This is a genomic window from Dokdonella ginsengisoli (assembly GCF_042652785.1).
In the GTDB taxonomy this organism is placed as follows: domain Bacteria; phylum Pseudomonadota; class Gammaproteobacteria; order Xanthomonadales; family Rhodanobacteraceae; genus Dokdonella_A; species Dokdonella_A ginsengisoli.
The window spans coordinates 881476-894305 of record NZ_JBHSHD010000010.1; the positions used below are offsets into that span (position 1 = coordinate 881476).

Annotated in this window: 11 protein-coding genes; 6 read left to right on the plus strand and 5 right to left on the minus strand. The window is 70.2% G+C overall.

What is annotated here, in order from left to right; translation table 11 throughout:
- The first annotated feature begins 45 nt into the window (after positions 1-45).
- The 3 genes from ACFO6Q_RS15980 (at position 46) to ACFO6Q_RS15990 (ending at position 3745) form a co-directional block, all read left to right on the plus strand.
- Positions 46-2544 (plus strand): MtrB/PioB family outer membrane beta-barrel protein, encoded by a 2499-nt coding sequence (locus tag ACFO6Q_RS15980; protein ID WP_380022098.1) that lies wholly within the window; start codon positions 46-48, stop codon positions 2542-2544.
- Positions 2545-2554: 10 nt separating this feature from the next.
- Complete coding sequence (locus ACFO6Q_RS15985) at positions 2555-3220, plus strand: c-type cytochrome (RefSeq protein WP_380022099.1); 666 nt, start codon at positions 2555-2557, stop codon at positions 3218-3220.
- Between the two features lie 123 nt (positions 3221-3343).
- Positions 3344-3745, plus strand: a complete 402-nt coding sequence (locus ACFO6Q_RS15990; protein ID WP_380022100.1) for a cupredoxin domain-containing protein — start codon at positions 3344-3346, stop codon at positions 3743-3745.
- Positions 3746-3882: 137 nt separating this feature from the next.
- Here the strand turns inward: ACFO6Q_RS15990 and ACFO6Q_RS15995 are convergent, their stop codons facing one another.
- The 5 genes from ACFO6Q_RS15995 to ACFO6Q_RS16015 all read right to left on the minus strand — a co-directional run bounded on the left by ACFO6Q_RS15995 (position 3883) and on the right by ACFO6Q_RS16015 (position 11010).
- Positions 3883-5085, minus strand: coding sequence for an efflux RND transporter periplasmic adaptor subunit (locus ACFO6Q_RS15995; protein WP_380022101.1), 1203 nt, complete (start codon positions 5083-5085; stop codon positions 3883-3885).
- Complete coding sequence (locus ACFO6Q_RS16000) at positions 5072-8275, minus strand: efflux RND transporter permease subunit (RefSeq protein WP_380022102.1); 3204 nt, start codon at positions 8273-8275, stop codon at positions 5072-5074. Before ACFO6Q_RS16000 ends, ACFO6Q_RS15995 begins: the two co-directional genes overlap by 14 nt.
- 170 nt (positions 8276-8445) lie before the next feature.
- Positions 8446-8913 carry a TonB family protein gene (locus tag ACFO6Q_RS16005; protein WP_380022103.1) on the minus strand — a complete coding sequence of 156 codons (468 nt, stop codon included), beginning with the start codon at positions 8911-8913 and terminating at the stop codon, positions 8446-8448.
- Between the two features lie 38 nt (positions 8914-8951).
- Entirely contained in the window at positions 8952-10346 is a 1395-nt protein-coding gene (locus ACFO6Q_RS16010; protein WP_380022104.1) for a sensor histidine kinase, read from the minus strand.
- Entirely contained in the window at positions 10330-11010 is a 681-nt protein-coding gene (locus ACFO6Q_RS16015; protein WP_380022105.1) for a response regulator transcription factor, read from the minus strand. The genes ACFO6Q_RS16010 and ACFO6Q_RS16015 overlap by 17 nt, the downstream gene beginning before the upstream one ends.
- Positions 11011-11179: 169 nt before the next feature.
- Between ACFO6Q_RS16015 and ykgO the strand changes: the two genes are divergently transcribed.
- The 3 genes from ykgO (at position 11180) to ACFO6Q_RS16030 (ending at position 12828) form a co-directional block, all read left to right on the plus strand.
- Positions 11180-11305: a type B 50S ribosomal protein L36 gene (ykgO, locus tag ACFO6Q_RS16020; RefSeq protein WP_291187865.1), complete on the plus strand. Its 126-nt coding sequence runs from the start codon at positions 11180-11182 to the stop codon at positions 11303-11305.
- A 169-nt stretch (positions 11306-11474) separates the two neighbouring features.
- Positions 11475-11789: a hypothetical protein gene (locus ACFO6Q_RS16025; RefSeq protein WP_380022106.1), complete on the plus strand. Its 315-nt coding sequence runs from the start codon at positions 11475-11477 to the stop codon at positions 11787-11789.
- A 4-nt stretch (positions 11790-11793) separates the two neighbouring features.
- Positions 11794-12828 (plus strand): agmatine deiminase family protein, encoded by a 1035-nt coding sequence (locus ACFO6Q_RS16030; RefSeq protein ID WP_380022107.1) that lies wholly within the window; start codon positions 11794-11796, stop codon positions 12826-12828.
- The last annotated feature ends 2 nt before the right edge of the window (positions 12829-12830 follow it).

A 12830-nucleotide genomic window follows, 5' to 3' on the forward strand; every position in this document is an offset into this window, starting at 1 on the left:
CGCAGTCCCGCGTTCGCGGGAATGACGGCGCTGTGGTGTGTCTCGATGGCTCATGCCGACAGCGGCGTCGGCGTCGACACCTGGCGTGCGACCAAGCTCGACCCGACCGCCGGTGCGAACGTCGAAGGCTGCGACGAGCGCGGCACGTCGTGGCTGGTGCCGGGCCAGCGGCGTACGCCGACCGGCCATCGGCTTGCCTGCCCGCCCGCGTCCGCGCCGATGCACGAGCGTGGCGACTGGCGCTACTCCGGCGTGCTGCAGTTCGGCTACCTCGGCACCGGCGGCGACGACGGCGCCGCGCTGTGGAACCGCTACGCGTTCTGGGACACCGGCCCGGTGCTCGGCCTCGTCGCCGCCGACGCCGAGCGCGCCGACGACGGCAGCTACGCGAACCTGCGCGCCACGCGCGTCAGCGACGACGACCAGTACTACCAGCTCGCCTTCGGACGCGCCGGCAGCTACCGGCTGCAGGCCTCCCTGCGCGACATCTCCAACGTGCTCAGCGCGAACGCGAAGTCGATCTGGAACGGCGTCGGCACGAACACGCTGACCCTGTCCGACGGACTGACGCCGGGCGGCAGCACGCCCGAACAGGTCGCCGCGGTATCGGCGGCGGCGAGCGAGCGCACGCTGAAGGTCAAGCGCTCCAAGCAGACCCTCGGCTACGGCATGTACCTCACGCCGCAGTGGAGCGCGTACGCCAACGTCAGCAACGAGCAGCGCAAGGGCGCGCGGCCGTACGGCGGCACGTTCTTCTTCAACTTCCCGTTCCCGGACAACGGCGGCGTGTTCGAGACGGTCAAGCCGATCGACGACTCGACCATCCATCTCTCCGCCGGGCTGCGCTACGCGGGCGCGGCGTGGCGCCTGGATTTCGGCTACTCCGGTTCGCTCTACCGCGACGCCAACCGGCGCTACACCTTCCAGACGCCGTACGCGCTGCAGCCGGTCGTTCCCGGCTCGGTGTCGGCACCGCTGACCACCGGCCAGATGTCGACCGAGCCGGACAACGACTACCACAACCTGAAGGCCGCGCTGACGCGCAAGCTGCCGCTGAAAGGCGAGTTCTCGCTGACCGCCTCGGTCGGCCGCATGCGCCAGGACGATTCGCTGATCGCCCCGGTCGACTGCCGCGGCGTGTTCGGCATTGGCACCGGCGGCAGCCTGCAGCCCGGGCCGCAGAACCCGCTCCTGTACGACTGCGCGCAGTGGAACACGCCGGCCGCGCTGTCGCGGCGCAGCGCCGACATGCAGATCGACACGACCCTGCTCGATGCGCGCCTCGTGCTGCAGCCGACCGCCGACCTGAGCGTGCGCGGCGGCCTGCGCTTCAACCGCGACGACTACCGCAACGGCTATCTGATGCTCAACCCGCTCACCGGCCAGTACGGCTACGTCAGCGAGAACGGCAGCCAGGGCAGCGTGGTGCCGGGCGAGAGCGGCATCTGGGATGCCGGCGCCGGCGCTTCCAACCTGACGCGCATCCGCAGCCTGCCGCTGGACCTGCAGACGATCGACGCGAACCTCGGCGCCGACTGGAAGCTCGGCGAGCGCAACACGCTCGGCGCGACCTTCGCCTTCGAGCGCTACGAGCCGACAAATCGCGAACGCAGCGAGGTCGACAGCCGCAGCCTCAAGCTGAACTGGATCAACCGCAGCCTCGACTGGCTGACCCTGCGCGCCAGCCTCACCTTCCTCAAGCAGACCGGCGACCGCTACGACGAAGATCCGTACGGGTTCACCTGGTCGAGCAGCCTGCCCGGCTTCGTCGCGCCGCGCGCCGGCGTGCCGGCGCACACGGTCGACGCGATGCGCAAGTACGACCTGTCCAGCCGCGACCAGCGCAAGGTGAACCTGATGGCGACGCTGGCGCCGCGCGAGGACATGACGATCACCGCTTCGCTGCGCGGCGACTGGAACGACTACGACGCGCGCATCGGCCGCCAGGGCTACTCGACGTTCGGCGCGACGCTGCAGTGGGACTGGCAGCCGACGCCGCGTACGCAGGCCAGCGCCTATTACGGCTACGACCGCTCGCGCCTGCGCGAGGCCAACGTCAACGAACTCAACGCCAACGGCGTCGATCCGCGCCTGGGCGGCGCGACCTATCCGCTGGCCGGACGCTGGTGGGTCACCGACACGCAGCACAACCGCAGCGCGGGCGCGAACCTGCGCCACGACTTCGGCCGCGCGCGCCTCGACCTCGACTGGAGCCGCCTGCATTCGCGCGGCATCACCGCCTATTCCTACGCCTCGTCGCTGGCGCTGGCCTGGGCCGACACGGTGCCCAACGACGACCCCGGCGCCGGCGCGTTCGCACCGATGCGCTACCGCGTCGACACGCTGGCGCTGGCGCTGGTCTTCCCCATCGTGGAGCGCGTCTCGCTGCGCGTGTTCGGCGTCTACGAACGCGGCCGCATCGACGACTGGCACTACGCCGGCTTCGACGCGCGCCGCGTGATCGATCACCGCGTCTACACCGACGGCGGGCCGGAAGACTACAGCGCGCACCTGGTCGGCGTGCTGCTCGACGTGCGGCTGTGAGGCGACGACGATGAAGCCCTTCCTGCACGTGCGTCTGATCCTCGTCCTGCTCGGCGCTTCCTGCACCTGGGCGACGGCCGGCGAATGGCTCGACCTGCGCGGCGCGGCGCCGATCCGCGGCGATGCCGCCGCGGGCGCGGCCAAGGCCGCGGTGTGCGCCGCCTGTCACGGGCCGAACGGCAACTCGATCGTGCCGGCCTTCCCGCGCCTGGCCGGACAGCGGGCGGACTACCTGTACTGGCGGCTGGCGAATTTCAGGCGCGGCGCCTGGCCGCAATCGCCGATGACGGCGCAGGCGGCGAATCTCGCCGACGCCGACCTGCGCGACCTCGCCGCGTATTTCTCCTCGCAGGCCGTGGCGAAGCCGGCCGTCGCCACGGCGCCGTCCGCGCGCGGCGAGGACCTGTTCCGTCGCGGCGACACACAGCGCGGCACGCCGCCGTGTCAGGGCTGCCACGGCGCGGACGCGAAAGGTCCCGCCGACGCGCGATTGGCCACCTGGCCCTCGCTGCGCGGGCAGCAGGCCGACTACCTCGCCGCGCGGCTGAAGGCGTATCGAGACGCATCGTCCGCCGCCGCCAGCAGCAACGAATTCGTCATGCGCGGCGTGGCGCATCGCCTCGACGACGAGGCCATCGCGGCGATCGCCGGCTGGCTCGCATCGCTTCCACCCTGAACCCGGAACACACAGGAGGACCCCATCCCACTCCATCCCGCACGACCCGGCGCGCGCTCGCCGGACCCGGCCGCCGCTCGCACGGCGGTCGCGAAAGACTCTTCACAACGAAACGGAGTACCCATGAAATCCCCAATCGCTCTGCTCGCCGCCGCCCTGCTCGCTTCCGGCTCCACCGGCGCCGCCAATCACGACGTCACGGTCGGCGGCAACGGACAGCTCGTCTTCACCCCGTCGAGCCTGGACGTGCTGGTCGGCGACACGGTGACCTTCAGCAACGCCGGCGGCTTCCACAACGTGGCTTCGACCAACCAGGATCCCAATGCTGGCTTCACGTTCCGCTGCGCGGTCAACTGCACCGACGACAACGAAGGCAGCAACGCGGCGTGGACCGCGGTGATCACGATCCCTGAATCGGCCGGGCACGCGGACATTCCGTACCTGTGCGAAGTGCACGGACAGCAGATGTCCGGCATCCTGCACGTGACGAACCCGGTCTCGCTGCAATCGTTCGAGATCGACTGACGACGCCTGCCGGCGGGAATGCCGGAAACCCGATCGCCGCCGTTCCCGCCCGTGCGGGAACGACGGGATCGTTCCACGCACCTCTGAGCGACCGTCGCCGCCTCCGCACGAACGCCACAGGCTCGTGCGGAGCTTTTTCAGCCCTTCTTGCCGGCGCCTTCCTTGCCCGCCGCCTGCGTGGTGGCCGGCGCCTCGGCGATGTGCACGACGTCGCCTTCGGCGATGCCGTCCGGCGGACTCTCCACGACCTTGTCCTCCGCCGCGACGCCCGAGCCGAGCTCGACCACCTTGCCCAGGTCGCGCGCGATGGTCACGGTCTTCAGGGCGACCTTGCCGTCCGCGCCGACGGTGGCCACGCGCAGGCCGGACTGGTCGAAGATCAGCGCGCTGGCCGGAACGTTCAGCGCGCCGTTGCGCGGCAGGTCCAGGCTCACGTTGGCGAAACCGCCCGGCAGCAGCTCGCCGGCCGTGTTGTCGATCACCAGCTGCATCAGCGTGGTGCCGGAAGCGACGTTGACCGACTGCGACGAGGATTCCACCGTCGCGACATACGGCTTGCCCGGACGTTCGGGAACCGTCAGGGTCGCCTTGGTTCCGGTCGGGATGCTCGGCACGTAGTTCTGCGGCACGCTGACGTAGGCGCGCAGCTTCTTCGTGTCGGACACGACGAACAGTTCCTGCCCGGCGGCGCTGCCGACGTTGACCAGCGAGCCGATGTCGGTGTTGCGCGCCGTGACCACGCCGTCGAACGGCGCGACGATGCGCGCGAATCCCTTGGTGGCGAGCAGGCGGTCGACGTTGGCCTGCGCCGACTGCACCAGCGCGCGCTTGGTGTCGGCGTCGCCGGTCTTCTCGTCGGCGGCCTGCTTGGACACTGCGCCGGTGGCGACCATCGCCTGCCAGCGCTTGGCCGTGGTTTCGGCCAGCGCGGCGTTCGACTTCGCGCTGATCAGGTCGGCGCGCCCCTGTGCGAGCTGCTGGTCCAGATCGGGCGTTTCCAGTTCCGCCAGCACCTGGCCGGCCTTCACCGTCGCGCCGATGTCGGCGGTCCAGCTCTTCACGTAGCCGCTGACGCGCGCGTACAGCGGCGCGCGTGAATAGGCCTCGAGGCGGCCCGGCAGGTCGAGCGTGCCGGCGTCGGCACGCGTACCGGGCGCGACCACGGCGACGGTCGGAACCGCGTTCTCGTCGGTCCACTCGCGCAGCTGCGCGTTGCCGTGCGCGCGTGCGAGCAGGCCGGTGACGACGACGGCGCCGGCGACCACCACGCCGGCCACGCCGGCCAGCTTGAGTCCGCGCCGCGAACGCGCGGCGGGATGTCCGTTCTTATCCGACGACATGGAGATCTCCGAGGGCAGGACGCGGCGCGGGCTTCTCGCCGTGCCGGCGGTGCACGATGCTGAAAACGACGGGGACGAAGATGAGCGTGGCGATGGTGGCGAAGATCAGGCCGCCGATCACCGCGCGGCCGAGCGGCGCGTTCTGCTCGCCGCCCTCGCCCAGGCCCAGCGCCATCGGCGCCATGCCGATGACCATCGCCAGCGCGGTCATCAGCACCGGGCGGAAACGCACGAAGCCCGCTTCCATCGCCGCCTGCGTCGCGTCGCCGAGTTCGTCGAGCTTCTCGCGCGCGAAGCTGATCACCAGCACGCTGTTGGCGGTGGCCACGCCCATGCACATGATCGCGCCGGTCAGCGCCGGCACCGACAGCGGCGTGAAGGTGGCGAACAGCATCCAGACGATGCCGGCCAGCGCCGCGGGCAGCGCGGTGATGATCACGAACGGATCGGCCCAGGACTGGAAGTTCACCACGATCAGCAGGTAGATCAGCACGATCGCGCCGAGCAGGCCGAACAGCAGGCCGGAGAACGAACTCTCCATCGTGCGCACCTGGCCGAGCAGGACCACCGAGCTGCCCTTGGGCACCTGGCCCGCGGTGGCGGCCATCGCCTTGCGGATGTCGGCCGCGATCGCGCCGAGGTCGCGGCCCTGGGTGGTCGCGTTGATCTGCACCATCGACTGGATGTCGTACTGGCTGACCAGCGCGTTGCCGTGGTCGCGCGTGAACGTGGCCAGGCCGCCGAGCACCTGCTGCGAGCCGCCGGTGGCGTTGACCGGCACGTTGGCCAGCGCGGCGAGCGAATCGAGTTCGTACTGCGGGGTCTGCATCACGATCGGATACGACACGCCGTTCTGCGGATTGAGCCAGTAGGTCGGCGCCACCTGGCTGCTGCCGGCGAGGTTGACGACCAGGCTGTTGGTCACGTCGCGCGTGGTCACGCCGACGTTCTGCGCGCGCGAGCGGTCGAGGTCCACGTCGAAGATCGGCGAACGGCGCGACTGCTGGATGCGCGCGTCGGCGATGCCGGGGATCGCGCGGATCTTCGGCAGCAGCAGGTTCGCGTAGTCGAAGTTCGCGTCGAGGTTGGCGCCGCGGATCTGCAGGTCGATCGGCGCCGGCGCGCCGAAGTTCAGGATCTGGCTGACGATGTCGGCCGGCGGGAACGAGAACGTCACGCCGGGGAATTCGCGCGGCAGCTGTTCGCGCAGCTGCCTCACGTACTCGGCGGTCGGACGGTGGCCTTCCTTCAGCGCGATCTGGATGTCGCCGTCCTGCAGGCCCATCACGCCGGTGTTGTTGTAGGTGAGGTTGATCGAGCTGTTGGACAGGCCGATGTTGTCGACGATGACCTCGATCTCCTCGGCCGGGATGATGCGGCGGATCGTCTTCTGGATCGCGGCGAACTGGTTGGCGGTCTCCTCGATGCGCGTGCCGACCTGCACGCGCGCGTGCATCAGGATCTGGCCGCCGTCGACGGACGGGAAGAAGTTGCGGCCGAGGAACGGCGCCAGCAGGAACGAGGCGCAGATGAAAACGAGGAAGCCGATCACGAACACGCGCCGGTGCGCGAGCGCGAGCCCGAGCAGGTCGCGATAGCCCTCGCGGAAGCGCTCGAAGCGCGCCTCGAAACCGCGCTGGAAGCGCACCAGCGGATTCCTCGAACGCGGCAGCGCTTCGTTCGTGCCGTGCACGTCGGTGTGCGGCGCATGCGGATGCAGCAGGTACTTGGCCATCGTCGGCACCAGGGTGCGCGACAGGACGAACGAGCAGATCATGGCGAACATGACCGCCTCGGCCATCGGCACGAACAGGAAGCGCGCCACGCCCTCGAGGAAGAACATCGGCACGAACACGATGCAGATGCACAGCAGCGAGACGAACGCCGGCGTGACGATCTGCGCGGCGCCGTCGAGGATCGACGTCTCCACGTCCTTGCCCTGCTCCAGATGCCAGTTGATGTTCTCGATGGTGACCGTGGCGTCGTCGACGAGGATGCCGACCGCCAGCGCGAGGCCGCCGAGCGTCATGATGTTGAGCGTCTCGCCGAACGCCGCCAGCGCGGCGATCGCGCCGAGCACCGACAGCGGGATCGACACCGCGATGATCACGGTCGAGCGCCAGCTGCCGAGGAACAGCAGGATCATGATGCTGGTCAGCGCCGCCGCGATCACGCCCTCGAACGCGACGCCCTTGATCGCGGCGCGCACGAACAGCGACTGGTCGTTGATCGGCGTCACCTCGAGGTTGTCGGGCAGGCCCGGCTTGATCTCGGCGAGCTTGGCCTTGATGCCGGCGACGATGTCCAGGGTCGAGGTGGCGCCGTTCTTCAGCACCGACAGCAGCACCGAACGCGCGCCGTCCACGTGCACGATGTTGGTCTGCGGCGCGCTGCCGTCGCGCACCTGGGCCACGTCGCGGATGTAGACGGTGGCGCCGTTGACGACCTTGACCGGCAGGTCGCCGAGGTCGGCGATGCCCGACGGCGCATTGTTGAGCTGCACGGTGTACTCGAACGCGCCGATCTTCTGCGTGCCGACCGGAGTGATCAGGTTCTGCGCGGCGAGCGCGTTGGCGACGTCCTGGCCGGTCAGCCCGCGCGCCTGCAGCGCGGCCTGGTCGAGGTCGATCTGCACCTGCCGCGTCTTGCCGCCGAACGGATACGGGATCGCCGCGCCCGGCACGGTGACCAGGCGCGTGCGGATCGTGTTCAGGCCTAGGTCGGCGAGGTTCTGCTCGGACAGGCCCTTGCCGGCCAGCGCAATCTGCAGGATCGGCACCGTCGAGGCGTTGTAGTTGAGGATCAGCGGCGGCGTGGTGCCAGCCGGCATCTGCTTGAGCACGGTCTGCGACACCGCGGTGACCTGCGCGTTGGCGGTGGCGACGTCGACTCCCGGATGGAAGAAGATCTTGACGATGCCGAAGCCCGCGTACGAGTTCGCCTCGATGTGCTCGACGTCGTTGACCGTCGTCGTCAGCACGCGCTCGTAGATGGTCAGGATGCGCCCCGCCATCTGGTCGGGCGGCAGGCCGGTGTACTGGAACGCCGCCGCGATGACCGGGATGCGGATCTCCGGGAAGATGTCGGTGGGCATGCGCAGCGCGGCCAGCGGGCCGACGATCAGGATCAGCAGCGCGAGCACGACGAACGTGTACGGGCGCTGCAGCGCGATGCGGACGATTCCGATCATGCGTGTACCGGGGGCGGAGGCTGATGCAGCGCATCAAGGTAGGTCCCGGCGGCGAAATCGCCAAGCCCCCGACGAATTAAGAAAACTTCATCTCGCGCGCCGCGTGGAGCGCGCGCCGTGTGCGCCGGTCCGCACCGGAAGTGCGTGGCGCCACGCCGCCCCGGCGGTGCTCAGCGCCCGCCGGCGCGCTCGCGCTGGTATTCGCGGTCGCGCGGCGACGGCGGCGCGTTGTAGCCGCGGTCGATGGAGAAATCGAACTCGATGCGCAGCGTCGAGGGCACCGCCAGCCCGTCCATCCGGGCCGGCTCGAAGCGCCAGCCGCGCACCGCGGCGGCGAGATGCCGCCCGAACGCCGGACGCCGCGCGGAGAGCACCGTGATGTCGCGCGTGGCGCCCTCGCGCGTGACCGTGAACTCGACCTCGGCGTGGCCTTCGCCGCCGGTCAGGAACTCGTTGATCGGATAGACCGGCGCGTCGCCGCTGACCAGGCTGGCCGGCGTGTCCCACAGCGGTGACTGCGCGCCGACGATCGAGCCGGCCGCCATCGGCCGGTTGGCGCGCTGCGCGACCGGCGCCGCGCCCGAACACGCCGCCAGCGCGGCGCACAGGGCCAGCGTGATTCCCTTCCTTCCCGGCATGCTTCCCTCTCCCGCGCGGCCGATGGCCGGCGCTGCGTTCAGAACTGCGGCTGCGACGGCAGCGACTGGCCCCAGCAGCAGATGCTGATGCGCGCGCCACCGCCGTCATTGTCGCCGATCTGCAGGCAGAATCCGTGCAGGCGCACGATCGCCGAGACGATGCTCAGTCCCAGCCCGTAGCCCTGCGCCGGCAGCTCGCGGTCGCGCTCGCTGCGGTAGAAGCGCTGCAGCACGATGTCGCGCTCGCCGCTCGGGATGCCCGGCCCGCTGTCGAGGATGTCCACGCGCGCGCCGCGCGCCTCCACGCTCGCACGCACGCAGACCTTGCCGCCGCTCGGCGTGAACTTGATCGCGTTGGCGACGAGGTTGCTGAACGCCTCGAACAGCAGGTTCGGGTCGGCGCGCACGCAGGCGCGCGCCGGCGTCTCGACGCGGAACGCGATGCCGTGGTCCTCGGCCAGCGGGGCGTACAGCTCGTGCACCTGGCGCAGGGTCTGGCCAAGGTCGACGTCGCCGAAGCCGGCGCGGCGGCGCAGGTCTTCCAGTTCGGAGATGCGCAGCAGCGCGCGGAAGCGGTCCAGCAGCGAATCGACGTCGGCGACGCAGCGCTCGAGCAGCAGGCCGCGGTCCGCGCATTCGTCCCCCTTCTGCTGCAGGCGATGCAGCTGCGTGCGCAGGCGCGTCAACGGCGTGCGCAGGTCGTGCGCGATGCTGTCGCACACGCCCTTCACCTCGCCGATCAGGCGTTCGATCTCGCCGAGCATGCGGTTGACGATGCCGGCGAGCAGGTCCACCTCGTCGCCGCGCTTGGACACCGGCAGGCGCCGGCCGAGGTCGCCGCGCGCGATCGGCGCGATCGCCGCCTCGATCTCGCGCACGCGGCGCAGCGGCCGGCGGCTCAGCAGCAGGCCGCCGATCGCGCCCGGAATCACCGTCAGGGTCAGCCCCCAGAACAGCGCATGGCGCAGGATCACGCCGACCTGGTCGATCACGCTGGTGTCGCGCGCGATGACCAGCAGTTCGCCGCTGCGCAGCCGCATCGCCAAGCCGCGCGCGCGCTGCGGTTCGCGTCCGTCGCGCAGCAGGCCCTGCGGCAGTTCGCGGATGCGGCCGTCGGCCGGCAGGTCGGCGGGCACCTTCTGCAGGTTGCCCTCCAGCGGCGTGCCGTCCGAGGCGAACAGGCCGAGCGACATCACGCCGCGCAGGTCCAGCGCGCCGGTCGCCTCCAGCGCCTGCGGCAGGCGCTCGCGGTCCAGCGAGAGCAGGTAGTGCGCGCGCTGCTCGAGGATCTCGTCGACCACGTGCGACAGGTAGCGCGACGTCTCCCAGTACACCAGGCCGATCAGCAGGCTGCTCCAGACGACGAAGAACGCGCCGTAGATGAAGATCAGGCGTGCGGTGGCGGAGCGCCAGTGGTCACTGAGCTTCAACAAGCATGTACCCCGAACCGCGCACGGTGGCGATCAGCGGCGGCACGCCGGGCGGATCGACCTTCTTGCGCAGGCGGCCGATGTGCACGTCGATAACGTTGGTGCCGGGATCGAAATGGTAGCCCCACACCGCCTCGAAGATCATCGTGCGCGTGAGCACCTGGCCCGAGTTGCGCACCAGGAATTCCAGCAGCCGGAATTCGATCGGCAGCAGTTCCAGTTCCTTTCCGGCGCGGCGCGCGCTGCGTTCGATCAGGTCGAGCACGAGGTCGCCCACGCTGAGCACGGTCGAGCGCGCGGTCGCCTGCTGGCGGCGCAGCAGCACCTCGATGCGCGCGACCATCTCGTCGGGCGCGAACGGCTTGGTCAGGTAGTCGTCGCCGCCGGCGCGCAGGCCGCGCACGCGCTCGTCGACGTCGCTGAGCGCGCTGATCATCAGCACCGGCGTCTGTACTCCGGCCTTGCGCAGCGAAGTCACCAGGGCCAGGCCGTCGAGTTCGGGCAGCATGCGATCGAGCGTGATCGCGTCGTAGTCGCCGCCGACCGCGCGCGCGAGGCCTTCGCGGCCGTTGTCGACCCAGTCGACCTGGTTGCCGCGGCTTTGCAGCTCGGCGACGATTTCACGCGCGGTGACCGCGTCGTCTTCGATGGTCAGCACCCTTGGCATGCCGCTACGCTATGGATATTCGGCGCGGAATCAAGGCATCGATGCAGCGCTCGCGGCGGCGGCGCGGCCTGCATGCCCTGCGCGCCGCGGCCACGGGGGTTTGCACGGCCGTCGAAATTCCTTATAATTCCGCGCTTTCCGTGTCCAGAAAACCTCCGCGAGGCGTTCCATGAAAGTGTTGTCATCCCTGAAGTCCGCAAAGAAGCGCCATCGCGACTGCAAGGTCGTGCGTCGCCGCGGCAAGGTGTTCGTGATCTGCAAGAGCAATCCGCGCTTCAAGGCGCGCCAGCGCTGAGCCGGCTTCGCTGCCAGGATTCCGACGAAAGGGCCGCCGATGCGGCCCTTTCTCGTTTCCGGCCGCAACTGACGGCGGCGTCATGGAACCGTTCGCAGGGTTCTGTTAAAAAGAGCGCGAACGACCGCCTGCAGGTTTTTTTTCCACAATCAGATCAGGGGATTGCGCCATGTTCCTGAAGTTCGTTCTCGTGACAGCGTCAGTGCTCTGCGCAAGCTCCCTGGCGGCCCCCTCCGCGCAGGCCGAGGTGCTGGCCACCGGCGCGAAGGCGCCGCGCGCGGCCGCCGGCATGCCCGGCCGCGGCCTGAGCATGGCGCAGGTCGAACGCCGCTACGGCGCACCGCTGGAGAAGCTGCCGACCGCCGGCGGCGACGCGCCGCGGCATCCGCCGATCAACCGCTGGCGCTACCAGGGCTACACCGTCTATTTCGAGCGCAGCCGCGTGATCCACAGCGTGCGCGACGACGCCCCGCCGAAGTCCTGATCCGATGACCGACCGTTTCCGCCTGCCTGCGGAGTGGGAACCGCAGGACGGGGTTCTCATCGCCTGGCCCCACGCGCAGACCGACTGGGCCGCGCGCCTGGAACGCATCGAAAAGGCCTACGTCGGCCTGGCCGGCGCGATCGCACGCCACGAGCCGCTGCTGATCTGCGTCGCCGACGGCGCCGTGCGCGAACGTGCCAGCGCGCTGCTCTCCGCCGCCGGCGTCGACGCGGCGCGCCTGCGCTACGTCGAGGCCGCCTACGACGACACCTGGCTGCGCGACTCCGGCCCGCTCACGCTCAGCGACGGCACGCGGTTCCGCCTGGTCGACTTCCGCTTCACCGGCTGGGGCGGCAAGTTCGAAGGCGGCCGCGACGACCGCCTGATCGAGACCCTGATCGCGCGCGGCCTGTTCGGTTCGGCCGGCCACCGCCGCATCGACTGGGCGCTCGAGGGCGGCGCGATCGAATCCGACGGTGCCGGCACGCTGCTGACGACCTGGCGCTGCCTGCATCAGCGCCATCCGCAGATGACGCGCGAGGAGATCGACGCGCTGCTGAAGGACGCGCTCGGCGCCTCGCGCGTGCTCTGGCTCGAGCACGGCTATCTCGAAGGCGACGACACCGACGCGCACATCGACACGCTGGCGCGCTTCGCGCCGGGCGACGCGATCGTGTTCCAGACCTGCGACGACCCGGCCGATCCGCACTACGACGAACTCGCGCGCATGCACGAGGAGATCGCCGGACTGCGCACCGCCGACGGCCGCCCGTACCGCCTGCATCCGCTGCCGTGGGCGCGCGCGATCGTCGACGACGGCCGCCGCCTCGCCTCGTCCTACGCCAACTACCTGGTCGTCGACGGCGCCGTGGTGATGCCCGCCTACGGCGATCCGGCCGACGCCGACGCCGCGCGCGTGGTCGCCGCCGCGCATCCGGGGCGCGCGGTCGTCGCCGTCGACGCACGCGAGCTGATCTGGCAGAACGGCAGCGTGCACTGCCTGACGATGCAGCTTCCGGCCGGCGTGCTGGCGGCGTAGGC

Excerpts from the sequence above, each read along its gene's own strand:
- ACFO6Q_RS15995 (WP_380022101.1), bottom strand. The coding sequence starts at position 5,085 with ATGTCGTCGGATAAGAACGGACATCCCGCCGCGCGTTCGCGGCGCGGA.
- ACFO6Q_RS15980 (WP_380022098.1), top strand. The coding sequence starts at position 46 with ATGGCTCATGCCGACAGCGGCGTCGGCGTCGACACCTGGCGTGCGACC.
- ACFO6Q_RS16025 (WP_380022106.1), top strand. The coding sequence starts at position 11,475 with ATGTTCCTGAAGTTCGTTCTCGTGACAGCGTCAGTGCTCTGCGCAAGC.
- ACFO6Q_RS16005 (WP_380022103.1), bottom strand. The coding sequence starts at position 8,913 with ATGCCGGGAAGGAAGGGAATCACGCTGGCCCTGTGCGCCGCGCTGGCG.
- ACFO6Q_RS16015 (WP_380022105.1), bottom strand. The coding sequence starts at position 11,010 with ATGCCAAGGGTGCTGACCATCGAAGACGACGCGGTCACCGCGCGTGAA.
- ACFO6Q_RS15990 (WP_380022100.1), top strand. The coding sequence starts at position 3,344 with ATGAAATCCCCAATCGCTCTGCTCGCCGCCGCCCTGCTCGCTTCCGGC.
- ACFO6Q_RS16030 (WP_380022107.1), top strand. The coding sequence starts at position 11,794 with ATGACCGACCGTTTCCGCCTGCCTGCGGAGTGGGAACCGCAGGACGGG.
- ACFO6Q_RS15985 (WP_380022099.1), top strand. The coding sequence starts at position 2,555 with ATGAAGCCCTTCCTGCACGTGCGTCTGATCCTCGTCCTGCTCGGCGCT.
- ykgO (WP_291187865.1), top strand. The coding sequence starts at position 11,180 with ATGAAAGTGTTGTCATCCCTGAAGTCCGCAAAGAAGCGCCATCGCGAC.
- ACFO6Q_RS16000 (WP_380022102.1), bottom strand. The coding sequence starts at position 8,275 with ATGATCGGAATCGTCCGCATCGCGCTGCAGCGCCCGTACACGTTCGTC.